The sequence below is a fragment of the Argonema antarcticum A004/B2 genome (assembly GCF_023333585.1).
In the GTDB taxonomy this organism is placed as follows: Bacteria; Cyanobacteriota; Cyanobacteriia; order Cyanobacteriales; family Aerosakkonemataceae; genus Argonema; species Argonema antarcticum.
Genome location: NZ_JAIQZN010000028.1, coordinates 1 through 20741, shown reverse-complemented (window position 1 = coordinate 20741; position 20741 = coordinate 1). Strand labels below are relative to the sequence as shown.

Here is a 20741-nt window from a genome sequence, read left to right as displayed (position 1 = left end):
TTATGTTCGGGTATTGTCAAATTGAGAATTCAATTCTGCAACTACATCGCTAAATGACTGACAAAATTGTGTCAGTCAATCAGCAGGCACTTTGTCAGACTAAAGAACTTCGTTCCGACGATCGACAACTACTACTCGGTCGTCGATATTGCCAAGATTATCGCGACGGTCAACTGTGCCAGTAGTGTAGGCGGTGTGGTCGGTATCAACGCCGGGATAATCGTAGATACCCCATTCCTGAATGCCCCTGCGACTTAGAATTGTTTCAGCGCGACGGATCTCGTCGTCCGTGCCATCTACCATTACTAAATAGTCGCCGCGAGAGACGCGATCGCTATAAACTCTAGCTCTATCTTCAGGAATTCCCAAGCCAATTAAGCCACCAATCAAGCCGCCAGCAGCTGCACCGATCGCACCGCCAGAAAGGGCTGTCGCCAGAGCCGTTGCAGTAGCTCCCGCTAGCATAACAGGGCCTATACCGGGGATTGCTAGCGCACCAAGACCGACAAGTAAGCCGGTTAAACCGCCGACTGCACCGCCTGCTAAAGCACCTTTTTTAGCGCCATCGTCAGCTTTGTTGTCATGGTCGATATCTCGCACGTTGGCGTCACTAAAGCGATCGTCGCCATCTACGTTTTTGGCAATTAAAGATACCTTATCCATCTGAAAACCTGCATCTCTCAATTCCTCGAGAGCATATTCCGCATCGCGACGATTGGAAAATACACCAACTGCACGTTTGTTGTGACCTAGAACCATTTTTCCTCCATACGCGAGCTTCTATAAGGGACTTAAAAAGCCAGCGTAAATATAAATCTGTTTTTTTTATTTGTCCCAATTTCAACTATAGGTTTTTTAGCTTAAATAACCATCCGCCGCTAGGTGTAAGTTACTCTCTATCAATGGAGGGATAAGGTTGATTTTAGATTTTAGATTTTAGATTTTAGATTTCAGATTTTAGATTTTAGATTTTAAATTGCTATTTGTCATTTTTTTGGTAATGACCAACGATCGATGAATAATGACTAATGACCAATGACCCATGACCCATGACCAATTACCCTATTTAATAGCGGAGATTACGAACTATAAGTTCGGTTATACTACCCTGGTCGGATGACAAATGCCGATAACCTCATAATTAGTAGAGCTGTTTAACGTCCGGCTCCACTATTGTTGTAATTACTGCTGGTTACTTGCAGTCGTTGTGGGTGGATATTCCGTGTATAAGTGGTTACTGCCAACGCTAAGTGAAGTTTTAGCCCAAAGTACAGAAAATGGGGCTCAAGATGCTGTATCTCAGACAAGCTGGAAGGCTGCAACCGAAACTGACACTCAGCAGCCCTCCAAGGGTCGAATTGCTTTACAGCGCTTGAAATCAGAACAAGAATGGTGCGGTGCTAGAGCCGCCTTGGAGGATTTGCTGCGATCGACTTTAACATCCAGTCATAGCGGCGATGCAGATGAGGCGATGCCCCAGGGATTAATTTTAGCTGGCCCTGTGGCCGTTTTGAGCGATCCAGCGATAAATTCTGGCTTCCAAACTTGGATTTTCAGCACCCAGCTGGCTAATCCCGGCGTTTGGATGCCGTTTCAGCTGCCTCCCGCTCAAGAGGACGACCTCAAGAAACACAATTATGGTAATTTGCTACCTTTGCTGCCAGTCGATCCTCTGGCGGCTGAACAGTTTTGTTTGATATTAACTGCTAGTTTCAGCTTGGTGATGGTGTTGGGAGAAGATCCCACTTATCAACCGGCTTTTATGTTTTCTTTCGATCCAGAGGTTGTCCAGCGGGCGTGGGTATCGCTGAGGAATCGAATATTGCTGACTTGTCCCCATTACATCAATCAACTGGATGGGTTTTCTCTACAGTTCCCTCCCACCGCACCGGATTACCGAACAGTGATGGAGTTTACACGGCTGTTGCTAAAGCATCTACCGCAAGATGAGGTGGGACATGGAGAACAGAGGACTAAGGGAACGAGTAGCCCTGGGGAAATTCCTAGTGTCCACTACTCACGCAGCGATCGCCATTCGGACGATGTGGAGTTGTTGCAGGCATTTGCTCATGAAGTCAGAACGCCTCTGACAACGATTCGCACCCTGACGCGACTGCTGCTCAGACGCAAAGATTTGGCTTCTGACATAATCAAGCGCTTGGAAATTATCGATCGCGAATGTACCGAGCAAATCGATCGCATGGAGTTGCTTTTCCAAGCGGCAGAATTAGAAACATCAACAAAAGAAACTCATCCCATTCACCTGACGCCGATGTCCCTTGCCCAGGTTTTCCAGCAAAGCTTGCCACGCTGGGAAAAACAGGCTTCAAGGCGCAATCAGACCCTGGATGCGATCTTACCTCAATATATGCCCCAGGTAGTCAGCGATCCGACAATGCTCGATCGCGTTCTCACCGGCTTGATCGAGAATTTCACCCGCAACCTCCCTGCCGGTAGCCATATCCAAGTCGAGGTGACGCCTGCGGGCGATCGTCTGAAGTTGCGACTTCAGCCACATAGTGGCGGCGTCAGTTCTGAGTGCGAAAATACTCTAGTGCCACAAGCAGCAGACTCTCAACTAACGCGGAAGTCGATCGGTCAACTACTGATATTCCAACCAGAAACAGGCAGCCTGAGTCTCAACCACACGGTTACCAAAAATCTCTTTCAGGCGCTGGGGGGCAAACTGATTGTACGCCAGCGACCCCAGCAGGGCGAAGTGCTGACCATTTTCTTGCCTTTGTCACCTACCAGTACAGACATCCGGTGGCAACGCGAAAGTTATAGCTAGGGACTAGGGGCTAGGGGCTAGGGACTAGGGAAGAGGGAAGAGGTTACTCCGTAAGGGATTATGGACTTCATGTAACAGTTGGATTTGGCTTAATCGCCCTGGCGGTTGCTATATAATGATCTCCCGTGCTAAAACCCACTCCCTTTAGGGATGGGATACAGCGCGGCCAGCACCTAATGGTGCAGTCAGGATTGAAAACAATTGCATTGTTGTGGAATTAATGTTATGTTACTGTAAATCTAATCTCCAGTTTCACACCAGCGTAAAGACTTTGCCACAAAATTGGCAAGGTGCGTAATGAAATCTAGCGATTTCGTGGTTTGAAAATATAGAACTGATAAGTACACAACAAATACGGTAGGGCATACCGAAATTAACGCTTGTGGAGAGAAGACCCTCTACTTAAACCTGGAAACAGTTCTTGAAGCTTGCGTCACTCGTTGAAGCAATAATCCTACCGCCTTTAGGGGTGGGAGTGTCAAGAAAAGAAACATATTCAGTAAGTCAAGTGTTAGCGGTTAATATAGAATTTAACTGACTATTAACCGCTAACAAATGAAAATTTTACAGCGTCTGCTTAATTGGAATTTATTATTTTTAGCAGGTTTCCTGCTTTGTATTTTACTAGATACAACTGGTTCGCCATTGCAGGTAAAAGCTGGAGATGTTGAAAAAACGCCAGTTTCAGATTTAAGCTCTCAGCAAATTAGAGAATTTAATCTAAAATCTGACATCTCCAACGTGCAATTTTCTGTAAGCCAGTTGGTAGAGCGGGGAGAGCAGCTTTATGAGGCTGGCAAATATACTGAAGCCATTACCCTTTGGCAACAAGCCCTTGCCGGGATTTCAACCGCACAGGAGCGAGCAGGGGTTCGCCGCAACCTGGCTGCTGCTTTTAGGCAAATTGGACAAATAGAGCCAGCGATCGACCAGTGGGAGCAAGCAATTAAAATTTATCGGCAAGCAGGCTCTAGCACTGCTCGCATCGAACTAGGTAGATCGATCGCAGAGCAGGGACAAGCTTACAGCGAACTGGGACAGCACAAACGCGCCATTAACCTTTTGCAATCTGCTCTCCAAATTGCACAGCACAATCAAGATAAGCTCGCTGAAGCAGCGGCGATGGGAGGTTTAGCCAATACCTATTTTGCGCTCGGAGACTACGAAAAAGCACTCTCTTTTCAAGAAAATAGCCTGAAAATAGCTCGTGAATTGGATCGAGGGAGCAGGATAGAGGGGGAGAACTACAAAATTTCCCAGTCAAGAGTCCCCAATTACATCCAAACTGCGCTGAACAATTTGGGGAATGTTTATGCAAAGCGAGCCGATCGATATCGTTATCAAGCTAATGTAGCTGAGTTAGAAGGCGATGAGCGAGAAAAAACTCGATTGCTCGATTTAGCACAACAGGATATTGCTGCTGCCAAAGCAGCATTTGAACAAAGCATTCAACTAAAAACAACTGATGCCGTAACAGTACAAGGTTTGCTGAATTTGAATCGCTTGCTACAGCGAAATGCGAAGGTGTTTAATCCACAAGTGACGCCCTCAGTTAATTCAGATATCATTACTAGCAATCGTGCCCAAGCTTTAGCGTTGCTCGAAAAAATGCCTGAGTCGCGGGATAAAGCTTATTCCTTAATTAATTTAGCAGTAGATGCAGATTCAGCGAAAGCTGCAAAACTATTGGCTAATGCGATCGCAGTGACGAGAAATATTGGCGATACTAGAGCAGAATCCTTTGGTTTAGGTAGCCTAGCACAGGTGTACGAGAAAGCCAATCAATATAAGGAAGCATTAGATTTGAATCGCCAAGCTCAATTTGCCGCCCAAAAAGTGAACGCTGTTGATAGTTTATATCGGTGGCAATGGCAGGCAGGGCGTATTCTGAGAGCAACTGGTGAAACCGATAAAGCAATTTTGTATTACGAACAAGCGATCGCCTCACTTCAGAGCATTCGCAGCGATATTCTGGCCGCTAATAAAGACTTGCAATTTGACTTTCGCGATTCAGTCGAACCAGTTTATCGGCAAATGATGGGGCTGCTGTTGCAACCTACAAATAACAGGGAGATTTACACTAAAAACTTAAGTAAGGTTTTAAATACTTTAGAGTTACTTAAGTTAGCAGAACTGCAAAACTTCTTTGGCGATGAATGCGTACAAGTAGCCAAAGATAATGCCGCAGCGGATGGGAACATAGCAGACACTGGCGCAGCAGTAATTTACTCAATTATTCTAGACGATCGCACAGAAATGATTATGCGATCGCCCAATGGTCAGCTAAAAGGTTATCCTGTAGCGATGGGGCAAGATATCCTCCAGCAAGAAATTGACAAATTGCGCCTGTTGTTAGAAAGTCGAGCTACCGAAGAATATCTTCCTCAATCCCAAAAAATTTACGACTTACTAATTCGTCCGATCGAGAAAGATTTGGAATTAGCAAAGCCGAAAACACTTGTATTTATTAACGATGGCGTATTGCGAAAAGTGCCAATGGCAGCATTGCACGACGGGCAGAAATTTTTAATCCAAAAATATGCGATCGCCACAACACCTAGCCTAAGTCTAACTGCCAGCAAAGCAGTAGAACGAGGCGAACTAAAAGTTTTAAGTGTCGGCTTAACAGTTGAGCGTCCACCATTTGCTGCCCTGTTAAATGTAGCGGCTGAAGTAAACGAAGTTCAAAAAATTTTGGGAGGAACTAAACTCCTAGATAAAGATTTTACCATAGCTCGCTTAGAAACAGAATTGCGCCAGAATAATTTTCCAATTATTCATATTGCTACCCACGGCAAATTCGGTGCAGATGCAGCAAGTACTTTTCTAGTAGGATTTGACGATCGAATCAGCATCGATCAAATTGATAATTTATTGCGATTTACCGGAAGAAATAGAGCGAGGATAACAAACAAAAAAACCGTAGAACTGCTAACATTAAGTGCCTGTCAAACAGCAGCAGGAGACAATCGCTCCGCTTTGGGAATTGCTGGCGTCGCCGTTCGCGCCGGAGTCAAAAGTGCCCTTGCCAGTCTGTGGTTTATTAACGATGAAGCTACCGTACCGCTGATTGAAGAATTTTACACGCAGCTGCGTCAACCTAATATTACGAAAGCAGAAGCATTGCAAAAAGCACAACTAAAATTGATTGCTTCAGATGACTACAACCACCCAAGCGTTTGGTCGCCATTTATTCTAATTGGAAATTGGCTATAGAGAAGAAAAATTAACCGATCTCTAACAACTTTAAACTATGACACAGCTTCGTCACCTATTTTGGATTGCTGGGGGTATTTACCTCCTGAATGCGATCGCATTTGTGGGACAGGCTCAAATTGTCCCAGACAGCACTCTACCCATAAATTCGATTATCACCACTAATGGCAGCACAAAGCGCGATCGCCAATGCTAAAGATTTAATTTGTCATTAGTAATTAGCGATCTGTCAAAAGTCATTAGTAATCGGTTATTGGCAACCAACTTTTGAAAAATGACTATTGACAGATAAAAAATAATATCATTTCCCGTAACATCGGTTAGCTAAAAAATTCGTGTTCTTATCTGTGTTCATCTGTGTTCATCCGTCTTCATCTGTGGTAAAATTTTAACCAACGATTACAACAGACAATTTGACGATATCACTAATATACTAACGATGCTAACGGACTTGATATCATGCAATTAGTAATCAAGAAATTAAACCTTTTTATTTTACCATTAGCTTTTTTCATTTTTAATCCAACAGTTCAAGCGCAAATTGTCCCCGACGCCACTTTGCCAGTGAATTCTATAGTTACTCCACAGGGCGATACCAGCTTAATTGAAGGAGGCACAAAAGCTGGCAGTAATCTATTTCAGAGTTTTCAACAATTTTCCGTTCCCACTGGCGGCACCGCATTTTTCAATAACCCTCTAGATATTCAGAATATCTTCACTCGCATTACTGGGGGAGCGATTTCTAATATTGATGGCATTATCAAAGCTAACGGCACCGCTAACTTATTTTTGCTTAATCCCAATGGGATTATTTTTGGCCCTAATGCCCAACTGAATATCGGCGGTTCTTTCCTTGCTAGTACCGCAAGTGCGATTGGCTTTGCCGATGGTACAATATTGAGTGCTACATCTACTCAAAACACACCTTTATTAACAATAAGTGTACCAATTGGCTTACAATTTAGTGCCAATACCCAGTCAGCATCTATTCTCGTTCAAGGAGCGAATCTCTCAGTAGAAACTGGCAAAACCTTAGTCTTATTAGGCGGTAATATCACAATTTTTGGTAGCACAAATCCTCTTTATAGAGGTCTAACTGCGGGTGGAATTCCTTTAGCCATAGTGGCAGGAAATCCAGTCGCGACGACACCAGGAGGACGTATTGAAATAGGCAGCGTGAATGAAGGTAATATAAGTTTAACAGCTACTCAACTTGGTTTGGCTTTAGATTACGCAGGCATCGAAAATTTTGGTAATATCCAAATGTCTGGTGGCGCTACAGTTGATACCAGCGGGACTGGCGGGGGTGAAATCCAGATTGCAGCACGTAATTTGCGACTCAACGAAGGATCTCGCATTACATCTATTACCTTGGGTAGCGATGCAGGCAGAACTATGACGGTGAACGCTTCCGAGTCTGTGGAAATAACTGGAACAGGAGAATACGAGCGAAATGTGCTAGATTTTGTGGCTGGAAGTGTTAGTTCCGATAATCTTCGCAACGGCTTCTTTACTCTCAGTTTCGGTTCGGGATCGGCTGGTAATATCTTAATTAATACTCGCCAGTTTAATGCCAACAACGGCACATTTGTAGCTACTTCAACTTTTGGCTCAGGTAAAGGGGGAGATGTCACCATAAATGCTAAAGATTCAGTAGACTTGAGGGCATCTTTTGTCGCAACGGGGACTGGCGTTGGTGATGCGGGTGCGGCGGGAAATTTGACGATTAATACCCGCAATTTTAGAGGGCGAGATAACGCCGTAGCGACAACTTCTAGTATTGGGGCAGGTAAGGGAGGACAACTGACGGTAAATGCAACGGATGCTATAGAATTGATTGGTAGCAATCCGATTCCGCTTGCACCGGGTGTCCGGGTTTTTACTGGCTTTTTTACAAGTGGTTTGGGGACTGGAGATGCTGGTGAGTTGCAGGTGAATACTGGGCGGTTAACGGTGCTATCTGGGGCGGGATTATCAGCGAGTTCGTTTTTTCAGGGACGGGGTGGTAATATTATTATTGATGCGCCGGAAGCAGTGGAATTAATTGGGAGTTCGCCTGATGGTACGGCTCTCAGTTCTATTGCGGCGGTAACTGAGTCAGGATCGACAGGTAACGGCGGAAATCTCACATTAAATACGGTCAGGTTGATTCTTCAGGATGGGGGGAGACTCAGCGTTCGCAGTCGAGGTATGGGAAGGACAGGCAATTTAAATGTGACAGCTGACCTGATTTTTATGAGTAACGAAGGGGGATTGGAAGGAACGGCTGTATCGGGTGAGGGTGCAGATATCACTGTGCGATCGCGTTCTTTGCAAATGTCGGACAATAGTTTTATCTCCGCTACCGCAGCTACTGAAGACAGTACGGGCAATGGTGGCAATATTATTATCACCACAGATACATTAGTAGCACTGAGAAATAGCAATATTACTGCCAATGCTTTCAAGGGAAACGGGGGTAATATCCAAATTAATACTCAAGGCATCTTTAATACTCCAGATAGCTCCATCACCGCTAGCTCCTCAAGTGGCGTCAGTGGCGTTGTAGAAGTTAGAACCCCCGATTCTAAGCTACAAAATGCTTTAGCACCCCTTTTGACTAATTTTGTGGTTCCCGATACTCTCTTAACCAACGGTTGTCTCGTTGGTGGCGGTAGAGGAGAGGGAAACTTCATCGTCACTGGCACTGGGGGTTTACCTAGCAACCCCTACGATTCCCTCAGCAGTCGGTATAATCTAGTGGGACTCTCTGGGATGGGGAGCGTGGGAGAGGGGGAGAGGGGGAGAGTGGGAGAGTGGGAGAGGGGGAGATTGGGAGAACAATCGCCGATCGCCATTGAGGAAGCACAAGGTATAGTTGTGACGCCAGATGGACGGACTTTGCTGGTAACGGGGACGCAAAAAAGCGCGATCGCTAATGCACAAGATTTAATTTGTAGGTCAAATTAGATACTGCAAAGAATAGATGGGCTAAATTATCAGAAGACAGATATCTTTGACCGTAGCATTTGAATCATTATATTTAGATGAGTGCTTTGAGAAAGTCTTGGAGTTGGACGATCGGATTGGCGAGTGTATCTCTGCTTGGGGGATCGATCGCAATTTCTGCCTTTGCAGCTCAAGCCCAAGTTATCCCCGATACCACCTTGGGATCGGAAAACACTCGCCTCACAACGACAAACGGCAATTATCAAATCGATGGGGGTGCGACGCGGGGACAAAACTTGTTCCACAGCTTCAGCCAATTCTCCATCCCCACAGGTTCTGGTGCTTACTTCAACAACGATGCCGTCAATATCCTCAATATTATTAGTCGCGTCACCGGGGGATCTATTTCCCATATTGACGGTTTGATTAGAGCTAACGGCACTGCTAACTTATTTTTAATTAATCCTAGTGGAATTATCTTTGGCCCTAATGCCTCATTGAATATCGGCGGCTCATTTATTGGCAGTACCGCCAGCAGCATCAAGTTTAGCGATGGCAGCTTTTTTGGCGCCACCAATCCCTCTGCACCGCCACTACTGACGATTAATACACCGATCGGCTTAGCATTTGGGCCTAATCCGGGAAATATTCTCGTGCGGGGTGCGGGTAACAATCTCAGCTTCGATGCCGTTACTTATACGATCGAGACAAAAAACCGACCCGTCGGACTAATGGTGCCACTCGGTCAAACTTTAGCCCTAGTAGGCGGTGACGTGATTTTGGAGGGAGGAAATCTCACCGCATTTAGAGGACGAATCGAATTAGGCAGCGTTGGCGCAGGCAGTTTGGTGACGCTGACTCCACTCCCCCCAACCTCCCCGTCAACTCGCGGCAGTATGTGGGCGTTGGATTACGCTGGAGTTGAGAATTTTCAGGATATCCGTCTAGCAATGGCGGCATCTGCCGATGCCAGTGGAGAAGGTGGCGGCAATATTCAGGTTGCCGGACGGCGTGTCATGCTGACCGATGGCTCAGCTATTTTGGCACTCACCCAAGGTGCAGAAGCGGGGGGAACACTTAGCGTCCGCGCATCAGAGGTGGAAGCTCTAGGTTCTGCTAGCGATCGTCTGTTTGCCAGCGGCTTTTTTACTTCCGTCCAAGCAGGAGGCACAGGCAAGGCGGGCAATTTAACAATTGAAACCGATCGCTTGCTCTTAGCTGATGGGGCAGGGTTAGTAGCTGATACCTTTGGCGCTGGGGATGCTGGCAATTTGACGGTCAGAGCAACCGACATTGTGGAACTGATTGGCACTATACCAGGCGATCGGCTTCCCAGCGGCTTGTTTGCTTCAGTCAATCCAGGAGCTACAGGCAATGGGGGCAATCTGACGGTGGAAACAGCTCGCTTGCGGGTTGTCGATGGAGCAGCGGTAGCAACTGGTAGTTTTGGCTCTGGAAAAGCCGGTTCTGTTACAGTGCGGGCAACCGACACGGTGGAACTGATCGGCACCTCTCCTAACGGTTTCTACTCCAGCGGCTTGTTTACTTCAGTCCTACCGGAAGCCACAGGCGATGGGGGTAATTTGACGGTGGAAACAGCTCGCTTGCGGGTTGTCGATGGGGCGCAGGTATCATCTGAAACAACTGGTTTTGGAAAAGCCGGAGATTTGACCGTCAGAGCAACGGATACAGTGGAATTGATTGGTACTTCCCCTCAAGGTCAGTTTAAGAGCGGTTTGCGTGCTTTATCTACAAGCGACTTGGCGGCGGGTTCTTTGAGGATTGAGACTCTTAGTTTGACAATCGAAAATGGTGCTGAAGTAACTGTCAGCACTACAGGACTAGGAACAGCAGGCAAACTGACTGTCTATGCCGACTCTATCCTACTTTCCAACTCTAGCAGCTTATCAGCTGAAACCAAAGCGGGCGGGGGTGATATTAACTTGTTCGCTTCTTCCTTAATCTTGCGTCAACGCAGTAATATTACAACAAACGCCCAAGGCACGGCCACAGGCGGCAATATCACTATCAACGCAGACACCTTAGTCGCTTTGGAAAATAGCGATATCAATGCCAATGCACAAGACGCCAGCGGCGGTAAAGTTACCATCAACACACAAGGCATCTTTGGCACCCAGTATCGCCCCGCATCGATTTTAGATACTCCAGAGAGTGACATCACCGCTTCTTCTGCACGAGGAGCCGAGTTTAGCGGCACTGTCACCATCAACACTCCTGATGTAAACCGCGCTTCTCGATTAGTCGAATCATCCCCAAATCTGGTAGATACCACCGGACTGATTAACCAAACTTGTTCCGTAAGATGGCAACAAAGTCGCTTTGCATTTACCGGCAGCGGTGGCTTACCGAACAACCCTTACGACGCTCTGGGCGGCTGGTATTCTCTGGCAGGAGTCTCTGGGATGGGGGGTGTGGGAAAGCAAACTTTACCAGTCCCCAGTTCTCCCCTGTCTTCCCCTGTCACTATTGAAGAAGCACAAGGTATCGTGGTCACGCCAGATGGACGCACTATGCTGGTAACATCAAACCAGATGAGTGCGATCGCATCTGCCAATAACTTAATTTGTCATTCACCTTGATATATTAGGATAACTAATTTTTTAATTTATTTTGTTTTGAAATTTCAATCAATAGTGCCGATCGCCTCGAAAAATACTTGAGAATTTGTTTCATCTATTGACGAATCTGCGTCATTTGAGCTATATTGACAAAAATAATAATTGGCCTAACTATATCAAAAATCAAAATTTATCTATTTAAATAGTCTGAAACCCTTGTATTGTCTAGTTCGATCTCCCAGACATCCCTAAAAAATCCAAAATTTCACTGCGATCGCGTCACTTCTTTTCGGCAGTCTATTGAACAAATTTGGAGAGGTAGCTTGACAAGACTGCTATTTTATGCACCGAATGATATGATGTCCGGTTGCATCGGTAGCGTAAGCGTGATGCGAGAAATTGTCTGTTGTCATCGAGAGTTAAATTTTTACCACAGATGAAGACAGATGAACACAGATAAACACAGATAAGAGAGTTATTTTTTTTAGACAACCGATGCCATTGTTAATGAATGTTAGCAAAAATCCAACGGCTAAACTGAAACGGAAAATTTCGGAGTGGCGCGGCGTTTTATTTACAGCCCCCACGGTAACAGGGCTAATTATTATCCTGCGCTTAACAGGCTTGTTGCAATCTTTGGAATGGGCAGCGCTTGACCAATTTTATCGTCGGCGTCCAGCCGAGGCGATCGATGACCGAATTGTTATAGTCGGCATTAATGAGTCCGATCTTAAAAGGATTGGCAAGTGGCCGATTTCAGATGAAATACTGACTAAATTGCTCTTGAAGATCAAAGCACAGCAGCCAAGAGCGATCGCTTTGGATCTGTATCGAGATTTGCCAGTCGAATCCGGTCATCAAGAATTGGTGAAAGTGTTTGAATCTACACCAAACTTGATTGGAATTGAGAAAGTCGTGGGAAATGAGAGTGGTTTGGCTATTTCTCCGTCGCCGGTATTGAGTCGCCTGGGTAGGGTGGCAGCTAATGATGTGGTGCTAGATTCGGATGGGAAAATTCGTCGGGGCGTACTATTTCTGACACCGGAGAATAAAAACCCGATACCCAGTTTGGGGTTGAGTCTGGCAATGATTTATCTGCAAGCTGAAGGTATTACCCCCCAGTCGGCAGAGAATGGTTCTCTAAAGCTTGGTAAGACGGTGTTTGTCCCGTTTGAAGCGTCTGATGGCAGCTATGTAGGTGCGGATGCGGGTGGCTACCAAATATTGTTGAATTTTCGGGGGCGGAGTGGGAATTTCCCTACTGTTTCGATGATGGATATCTTGGCAAATCGCATACCCGCAGATTTGGTGCGCGATCGCGCATCCGCGCCGCTTCGCGATCGCATTGTCTTAATCGGTCCTACCGCCGCCAGCCTGAACGATTTCTTTTATACTCCCTACAGCGGCGGTCTCCGCGATTCAGTGCAACGCATGACAGGGGTGGAAATTCACGCTCATTTAACCAGCCAAATCCTCAGTGCAGCAATAGAAGGACGTTCCTTGATTAAAACTTGGCCCGATCCGCTGGAGTATGGGTGGATTTTTTTGTGGTCTTGCGTTGGTGCCGTTTTGAGTTGGCAGCTGCAAAGCTGGCGGTGGACGGCTGGATCTGCACTGGTTGCTATTTCTGGTTTGCTGGGCGGTTCTTTTTTAGCGTTTTTGAATAGTTGGTGGATACCAGTGATTCCACCAATATTGAGTTTTTCAAGTTCTACTGTGGCGATCGTAGCTTACATTGCTCAGATAGAGCGACAAGACCGAAAAACTGTGATGAATCTGTTTGGACGTCACGTCAATCCCCAAATTGCTGAAGCAATCTGGCGCGATCGCGACCAGTTTCTCAATGACGGACGCCTTAAAGGACAAAGACTAACAGCAACGGTGCTGTTTACCGACCTGAAAGATTTTAGTACTATTGCCGAGAATCTTGAGCCGGAAGTGCTGATGTCTTGGCTGAACGAATATATGGAGGCAATGTCCCAGTTGGTTTTAGCGAATGGTGGCGTGGTCGATAAATTTATCGGCGATGCAGTTATGGCTGTTTTCGGCGTTCCCATTCCCAGTACCACAGAAGATGCGATCGCCAATGACGCTAAAGCAGCTGTTCATTGCGCTTTGCAAATGGGGGCTACCTTAGAATTACTGAATGAACTGTGGAAAACTCAGGGACGCCCCATAGTTGCCATGCGCGTAGGCATTGCCACCGGCACAGTCGTTACCGGCAGTCTCGGCAGTTCCCAAAGGCTAGACTACACAACAATTGGCGATAGCGTTAATGTGGCAGCCCGGCTAGAAAGTTACGATAAATCCATTGATGGTGGCCTCTGCCGGATTTTGATCAATGAAGAAACTTATCAGTATATTCACGGTTCTTTTGTCACCAAGTTGATCGCTAGTGTACAACTCAAAGGACGGGAACAGATGACACCCATTTACCAAGTCCTACTTGAGTGCTGAGCGGGGAGTGCTGAGTGCTGAGTGGGGAGTGGGGAGTGGAGAGTGGGGAGTGCTGAGTGCTGAGCGGGGAGTGCTGAGTGGAGAGTGGGGAGTGGAGAGTGGGGAGTGCTGAGTGCTGAGCGGGGAGTGCTGAGTGCTGAGTGGGGAGTGGAGAGTGGGGAGTGGGGAGTGGGGAGTGGGGAGTGCTGAGTGTAAAGACAGTCCACGCAAGGCGGGGAATAACTCAATACTGTCCTAACATATCTGACTGTGGCTATATCACTGCGTATTACATTAACTTTATATGGTTGATCATAATTTTCGTTAAATGTTTATATATGGCTATCTATAAACTGTTATACTCTTTAAGTAAAGTAGAATACCCTATTCTGAAATACATAAAAAATACAATATAGAATAGGGTCAGGCTTTCTAGGATGCCTAATCCTCCGTAACATCAAATACAATTCTTAAAGTCAAGAGTGGGATATGTTAGATACGTTTGTTAAAGCTCGCAAATTAGCCACAGTAGTAGGGGGAGCAGCATCAATCTTCTTGATGCCAGCGATCGGCTCATGGGATGCCGCTTTAAATCAAACTTTCAGGTATCCCTCAGCCAATCTGGGTTTAAGCTCTGTAGCTTGGGCAGATACTCCTGTTCAATACGTTCCGCCCAGTCGGGGAACGCCCAAAACTAGCGTAGGTGCTGGTTCGCGGGGATGTCCTCAGTCTGTCCCTGTCACCGTAGCTTTGTTGGTTCCTAACGACCACAACGGACAAACTGTATCGGGTCATCCCACGTTTTCATGGTATGTCTCTGATAAAACATCGGTGCCGGTCGAGTTTGCCTTAGTAGAACCGGGGGTAGCGGAACCCGTGTTCGTCAAACAAATGCAGGTATCCCAAGCCGGGATTATACAGGTGCAATTACCCAAAGAATTACCAGAACTCGCTGCCGGGAAAAAATATCGCTGGTCGGTCTCCCTAATTTGTGATTCTAATCGCCCCTCTAACAATGTCTTTGTGCAAAGTTGGATTGAGCGCCGATCTCCTAATCCGGAACTTGCTCAAAAACTGGCGACAGTAAAAACAGACGATTCTTCTCCACAGGCAGTACGAGAAAATGCCAGAATTTACGCTCAAGCAGGATTGTGGTACGATGCTCTGCAAGCGCTTTCAACTGGCTATACTGCTAATCCCAACGATCCATCTATCAAGGCTGATTTTCTCGCCCTGCTGACTCAGGGTGGATTGAGTCAGATTTCAGGAATAGAACGCTTAGCGCAACTTTAGGCGAAGAGAATTTCAGATTTCAGATTTAAGATTTCAGATTTAAAATTCAAAACAAATTTTAAATCTAAAATCTGAAATTCTTTGATGACTACTCAGCACTCAGACAGGACTGCGCGTGCTTGTTCTCGATCGTCAAAGTGAATTTTTTCGGTGCCGAGAATTTGATAATCTTCGTGACCTTTCCCAGCAATCAGAACGCCATCTCCAGGTTGAGCTTCTAGAATAGCGGTGCGAATGGCCAAGGCCCGATCGCATATCACTGTCAGATTAACTGACTTTGGAATACCAGCAAGGATATCTTGGAGAATCTTCTCTGCATCTTCCGTGCGCGGGTTATCCGAAGTAACGACTATTTTATCAGCCAAGTGAGCGGCGATACCACCCATTTTAGGACGTTTAGTGCGATCGCGATCGCCTCCGCAACCAAACACGCAAATCATCTTTCCCGGTATAAAAGGTCGCGCCGCTTTCAGTAAATTTTCCAAGCTATCCGGCGTATGGGCGTAATCTACAATTACACTGATATCTTGGTCTGGACTAATTTGTACCCGTTCCATCCGTCCTGGTACGCCAGGGAATTCCGGTATCAAAGATACCACAAATTCTAAATCCAAACCAAGATGTAAAACTGTTCCCACTGCTGCGAGTAAATTCGCTAAATTAAACTGACCTACCAGCGGCGAACGGAAAGCAATTTCCCCTTTGGGAGTATGCAGTTTACCGCTAACACCAGTTGGTTCATAAGTTAAATCGCTTGTCCACAAATCTGCGGTAGAATTAGTGACGCTATAACTCCAAACCTGGTCTGGCTTTAACTGAGAAATCAATCGCTGACCGTAAGGATCGTCCAAATTAATGATTGCACGACCTTTGAGATAATCGGAATTAAACAGTAAAGCTTTGGCGCTAAAGTAATCTTCCATATCTTTATGGAAGTCCAGGTGATCCTGAGTCAAGTTAGTAAAAACAGCGACATCAAAAGAACAACCCATTACTCGTCCTTGGGATAAGGCGTGGGAACTAACTTCCATCACTGCCTTTTGACATCCATCTGCGATCGCTGATGCTAGTTGTGCTTGTAATTCTACCGCAAAAGGTGTCGTGTGAGTTGCTGTTTGCTCAAATCCCGGCCAACGCGCATAAAGCGTTCCCATTAAAGCAGTAGGTTGCTGGGCTTTATTGAGGAAAAATTCAATTAAATGGGTGGTTGTGGTTTTGCCGTTAGTGCCCGTAACCCCAATCATATTCAACTTTTGGCTGGGATAATCGTAAAAAGCATTTGCCACTTGGGCACAAGCTTTAATCATATCATCAGCCGGGATAACGAGAGATTCTCCCGCTGCTTTCTGGGCTGCTTGGGGAGAAACGAGGGCGGCGACAGCACCAGATGCGATCGCACTGGGCCAAAAATCTCCGCCATCTACCCGCGTCCCTGGCATTCCGATAAAAAGATCTCCAGGTTTGCAAGCATGGGAATTAGTCTTCAAACCAGTCACTTCCAAGTCTGGAGCCGGTTCCTTGGGCAATTCTATTATACTGGAAACCTTTGCCAATATATCTCGCAGCTTCATATCAACAACTCCTCACATAACTAACTCTTCTGGGATGGATATCTTACCCGTCCCTCTCTACCAGCGGGCTCGACGCCAGATCCACGCTTATTCTGAATCATTATTCACCAGATATTTCTGTAGCATTTGCTCCAACTGCCGCACCGTGGCGCGAGGCGAAGGACGCGGTAGCGGTTCTTCAATCGTCTTACGCTCAACTCGAACTCTAAACAGGACAGGGATTTCATATTGAAAAGCTTCAAACCAATCTTCGCGGGTAGTGATATCGCGGACTTCTAGTTCAAAATCTATATTTTGCACTTGTTCCAGCTTTTCTTGCAAGCCTTCGCACAAGTGACAACCAGGCTTGCCGTACAGAATTAATCGCATTTGCGCTAGCAATCACAAGGATAAATTTTATGGTAATCGGTCGTGAGTATTAAGCGGGAGGTAAACTTTATTTTGGTTGCTATACGATCGGGACTTATGTAGCCAAACGCCATCATGAGGGATTACAGATGCAAAGCCTATCCACACCTGGCTAAAATTCTCATTGCTACGTAGGCAGACGAGAGTTCGCGTAGCCCACTCACTATGATAGGGTAACGCCTCTTTGCCTAAATCAATCATATGTGGTTTGCGTAAACAAGTTTCTGACAGATGTATGGGTTTGAGGCAGGCATACATAGAGACTACAATGCGATCGCAAATAGCTCTAACTGTGATGAGGCAGATCGAAAATGGCAGATTTGTTCGGTACAGCAGGGAACGATACACTTACTGGCACCCCAGAAGCAGATTTTATTTTAGGTTCAGCAGGCAATGACAGCCTTTTAGGCAATCAAGGTGCAGATGTAATTAATGGCAATCAGGAAAATGATACCGTTTCTGGTGGCGATGGCAATGACCTAGTGCAGGGAGGCAAAGGCAATGACCTAGTTTTAGGCGAACTTGGTTTCGATACTCTGTTTGGCGATATTGGCGATGACTTACTTTTTGGTAACTCTGAGGATGATGTCATCAATGGCAATATTGGCAATGATACTATTTCAGGGGGACAAGGCAACGATATAGTCCGAGGCGGTCAAGACAATGACCTGGTTTCGGGTGACCTTGGTGATGATTTTATTTATGGCGACAAAGGAATAGATACTTTAACTGGAGGAGATGGGTTAGATACTTTCTTTCTCCGTAAAGGAATTGGCGGTGCGACTGTAGCTGAGGCGGATATTATTACCGATTACGTGCATGGTGCAGATAATATTAGGTTAATCGAAGGGTTAAGTTTGTCAATTCTGAATGTCTTTCAAGGTACTGGCAATAATGCCGCTGATACGATTATTCAGGATGCTGCGAACGGACAGTTTTTGGCGGTTTTGAAGGGCGTTAATCGCAGCCTTATCGACGCGACTGATTTTGTTAGTCCGAGTACTTTGGCGTTTGGTGCTACGACTTTCCGGGTGAATGAGGATGGCACGCCAGTGACGGCAGTAACGGTGACGCGCACGGATAGCTCTGATGGTGCTGTGAGCGTGATGGTGACTTCTTACGATCGTGGGACGAGCGGGTTTTGGGACTATGATGATACGCCAGTTGTGGTGAATTTTGCGGCAGGGGAGACGAGTAAGGTGATAACAATTCCGATCATGAATGATGTTGAAGGCGAGTACACCGAGAAGATTCGTTTGCGCTTGGAAAATGCCACTGGTGACGCCACAATCGGAGGGCAGATTACCGCAGTTTTAGAGATTGTGGATGATGATTCCATCTCTATTCCAACTCGGACTTTCCGCAACCCAACGCCAAACCCCAGCCAAGCATTTGGCGCATCGATGGCAGTAGCGGATAACAAAATCCTCATCGGCGCACCTGGTATAGACTTTGCTGATGTTCCTGGATCTGCATATTTATTTGACGGCACTACAGGTGCTATGTTGCGAACCTTCCTTAATCCGACGCCTAATGGGAATGATTATTTCGGTAATTCGGTAGCGTTCGTAGGTAACAACGTTCTTATCGGCGCATTTGGTGACGATACGGGTGGTACAGACGTTGGAGCGGCATACCTGTTCGACGGCAATACGGGTACGCTCTTGCAAACTTTCCTGAATCCAAGTCGCCTTAACGACTTGGGTGGTGGTTTTGGCTCAGCAGTGGCAGCACTGGGCGATAATGTCCTGATTGGGGCATCTGGTAACAGCACGATCGAGACAAGCTTAACTGGGGAAGCGTATCTGTTCAATAGTACTACGGGTGCGCTTTTGCAAACGTTCCGCAACCCGACACCGGATAGCTTTGAACTTTTTGGCTTATCGGTGCTAGCACTGGGGAACCATGCCCTGGTTTGGGCAATCGATCGTCAAAGGTCTAAAGCCCAAGGTGCTTATCTGTTTGATAGTACCACTGGTTCCCTACTGCGGGACTTCTTTGACCCGACACCAAATAGATTTGGTTATTTACTAGGTTCAAATTCACTGGCAGTAGTAGGCAATAACGTTCTTGTTGGGGCATCAGCCGACGATACGGGCTTATCAGACGACAGTTCTGCCGCATCTGGAGCAGCATACCTGTTCGACGGCATCACTGGATCGCTATTGCAAAGCTTTTTTAATCCAGCTCCAGGCGATAAAGATGGGTTCGGTAACGCTGTAGCGGCCGTAGGCAACAACGTTCTCATCGGGGCAGTAGTCGACAACGTAGGCTTTGTTCCCAGGAATGGAGTGGCATACTTGTTCAACGCTACAGGGACACTTCTCCAGACTTTCCTAAACCCGACACCCAGGGCAGATAGTAATTTCGGTACAACGGTAGAGAGTATTGGCAACAATATCCTGATTGGAGCGCCTGGTGCGGAAGGCGGCGGGGCAGTCTATTTGTTCTAGCTAACCGTGAGGGATGTTTGGTGCCGCCCACTGTTCGTCTCCGGTGCGATCGCATCACAGACCACATAGGAGAGAAAGGCGATCGCCCTTAAAGATCTGTTCAAATTCTAAAGATATGATAAAATCCTGACAGATGAGCATTAATACTCATCCTAATTTGCATCAAATAAATCCCAATACCCGATCGGGTTATGTGGATTTAGGGTAGAATAGATTTAAGAAAACATTAAGGAAAGTGAAGTCGAAAGGTAGCATGGTTTACTCTCTAGAAACTCCGGTACAAATTGACAATCTTGACCTGGATGAACTCAACCAACGCTTTGAAGGAGCGCATCCCAGGGAAATTCTGGCTTGGTGTGTGGCGAATATCCCCACCAAATTCGTCCAAACCAGTGCTTTTAACGTCGATGACTTGGTAATCACGGATATTCTCTACCGCGAACTCAAGCCTAAAAAGCCTGTACCCGTGATGTTTCTAGACACGCTGCACCATTTTCCCCAAACCCTAGAGCTAGTAGAAAAAGCGATTAAACTCTACAATCTGGATCTCAGAACTTATAAGGTTCCCGACATTGACTCTCGCGAAGCCTTTGCAGCAGCTTTTGGCGATGCGCTTTGGGACAGAGACATTCAAAAATTCCACTATGTGACCAAAATCGAACCCCTACAACGGGGTTTGGCAGAATTAGAAGCTGTGGCGTGGATAACTGGTCGTCGCCGCGACCAAGCTGTAACTCGCGCCAATATGCCCATATTTGAACACGATATCAAGCACCGGATCAAGGTAAATCCGATCGCAGCTTGGACTCGCAAGGAAAGCTGGGCCTATGTGGCTGAGCATAAAATGATATACAATCCTCTGCACGACCAAGGTTATCCCAGCATCGGCGATGAACCTATCACCACAAAAGTTGCCCAAGGTGAAGACGAACGCGCCGGACGCTGGCGGGGAACTGGTAAAACTGAGTGTGGAATTCACATTTAATTTGGTCAGTGGTCAGTGGTCAGTGGTCAGTGGTCAGTGGTCAGTGGTCAGTGGTCAGTGGTCAGTGGTCAGTGGTCAGTG

The 20741-nt window shown here is 46.4% G+C and carries 14 protein-coding genes; 10 read left to right on the top strand and 4 right to left on the bottom strand.

From position 1 onward, the window contains the following. Nucleotides 1-99 precede the first annotated feature (99 nt). Nucleotides 100-759 carry a DUF1269 domain-containing protein gene (locus tag LAY57_RS14195; RefSeq protein ID WP_249067432.1) on the bottom strand — a complete coding sequence of 220 codons (660 nt, stop codon included), beginning with the start codon at nucleotides 757-759 and terminating at the stop codon, nucleotides 100-102. 463 nt (nucleotides 760-1222) lie between these two features. Here LAY57_RS14195 and LAY57_RS14190 point away from each other — a divergent pair, with 463 nt between their 5' ends. From LAY57_RS14190 to LAY57_RS14160, 7 genes are all read left to right on the top strand, one after another. Next, the gene (locus tag LAY57_RS14190) at nucleotides 1223-2791 is read left to right on the top strand and encodes a sensor histidine kinase (protein WP_249067431.1); all 1569 of its coding nucleotides are present in this window, start codon (nucleotides 1223-1225) and stop codon (nucleotides 2789-2791) included. A 555-nt stretch (nucleotides 2792-3346) separates the two neighbouring features. Continuing rightward, a complete protein-coding gene (locus tag LAY57_RS14185; RefSeq protein ID WP_249067430.1) occupies nucleotides 3347-6007 on the top strand; it encodes a CHAT domain-containing protein in 2661 nt (886 codons plus the stop codon). A 37-nt stretch (nucleotides 6008-6044) separates the two neighbouring features. Continuing rightward, nucleotides 6045-6203, top strand: coding sequence for a hypothetical protein (locus LAY57_RS14180; protein WP_249067429.1), 159 nt, complete (start codon nucleotides 6045-6047; stop codon nucleotides 6201-6203). 263 nt (nucleotides 6204-6466) lie between these two features. Further along, nucleotides 6467-8956, top strand: a complete 2490-nt coding sequence (locus tag LAY57_RS14175) for a two-partner secretion domain-containing protein (RefSeq protein WP_249067428.1) — start codon at nucleotides 6467-6469, stop codon at nucleotides 8954-8956. 77 nt (nucleotides 8957-9033) lie between these two features. Next, entirely contained in the window at nucleotides 9034-11535 is a 2502-nt protein-coding gene (locus tag LAY57_RS14170; protein ID WP_249067427.1) for a two-partner secretion domain-containing protein, read from the top strand. 200 nt (nucleotides 11536-11735) lie between these two features. Continuing rightward, on the top strand, nucleotides 11736-11954 hold the full coding sequence (locus LAY57_RS14165; RefSeq protein ID WP_249067426.1) for a hypothetical protein: 219 nt from the start codon (nucleotides 11736-11738) through the stop codon (nucleotides 11952-11954). A gap of 67 nt (nucleotides 11955-12021) precedes the next feature. Beyond that, nucleotides 12022-13971 carry a CHASE2 domain-containing protein gene (locus tag LAY57_RS14160; RefSeq protein WP_249067425.1) on the top strand — a complete coding sequence of 650 codons (1950 nt, stop codon included), beginning with the start codon at nucleotides 12022-12024 and terminating at the stop codon, nucleotides 13969-13971. On the opposite strand, the gene LAY57_RS14155 is transcribed toward LAY57_RS14160, so the two are convergent. Next, nucleotides 13957-14181, bottom strand: coding sequence for a hypothetical protein (locus tag LAY57_RS14155; RefSeq protein WP_249067424.1), 225 nt, complete (start codon nucleotides 14179-14181; stop codon nucleotides 13957-13959). The two genes, LAY57_RS14160 and LAY57_RS14155, sit on opposite strands and share 15 nt — an antisense overlap. A gap of 258 nt (nucleotides 14182-14439) precedes the next feature. Between LAY57_RS14155 and LAY57_RS14150 the strand changes: the two genes are divergently transcribed. Beyond that, nucleotides 14440-15243, top strand: coding sequence for a DUF928 domain-containing protein (locus LAY57_RS14150; RefSeq protein ID WP_249067423.1), 804 nt, complete (start codon nucleotides 14440-14442; stop codon nucleotides 15241-15243). A gap of 92 nt (nucleotides 15244-15335) precedes the next feature. On the opposite strand, the gene LAY57_RS14145 is transcribed toward LAY57_RS14150, so the two are convergent. Together LAY57_RS14145 and LAY57_RS14140 are read right to left on the bottom strand one after the other, a co-directional pair. Next, the gene (locus LAY57_RS14145; protein WP_249067422.1) at nucleotides 15336-16814 is read right to left on the bottom strand and encodes a UDP-N-acetylmuramoyl-L-alanyl-D-glutamate--2,6-diaminopimelate ligase; all 1479 of its coding nucleotides are present in this window, start codon (nucleotides 16812-16814) and stop codon (nucleotides 15336-15338) included. A gap of 87 nt (nucleotides 16815-16901) precedes the next feature. Then, a complete protein-coding gene (locus LAY57_RS14140) occupies nucleotides 16902-17183 on the bottom strand; it encodes a glutaredoxin family protein (protein WP_249067421.1) in 282 nt (93 codons plus the stop codon). 350 nt (nucleotides 17184-17533) lie between these two features. Between LAY57_RS14140 and LAY57_RS14135 the strand changes: the two genes are divergently transcribed. Then, nucleotides 17534-19675: a Calx-beta domain-containing protein gene (locus LAY57_RS14135; protein WP_249067420.1), complete on the top strand. Its 2142-nt coding sequence runs from the start codon at nucleotides 17534-17536 to the stop codon at nucleotides 19673-19675. A 253-nt stretch (nucleotides 19676-19928) separates the two neighbouring features. Then, on the top strand, nucleotides 19929-20660 hold the full coding sequence (gene cysH / locus LAY57_RS14130) for a phosphoadenosine phosphosulfate reductase (RefSeq protein WP_249067419.1): 732 nt from the start codon (nucleotides 19929-19931) through the stop codon (nucleotides 20658-20660). Nucleotides 20661-20741: the final 81 nt, after the last annotated feature.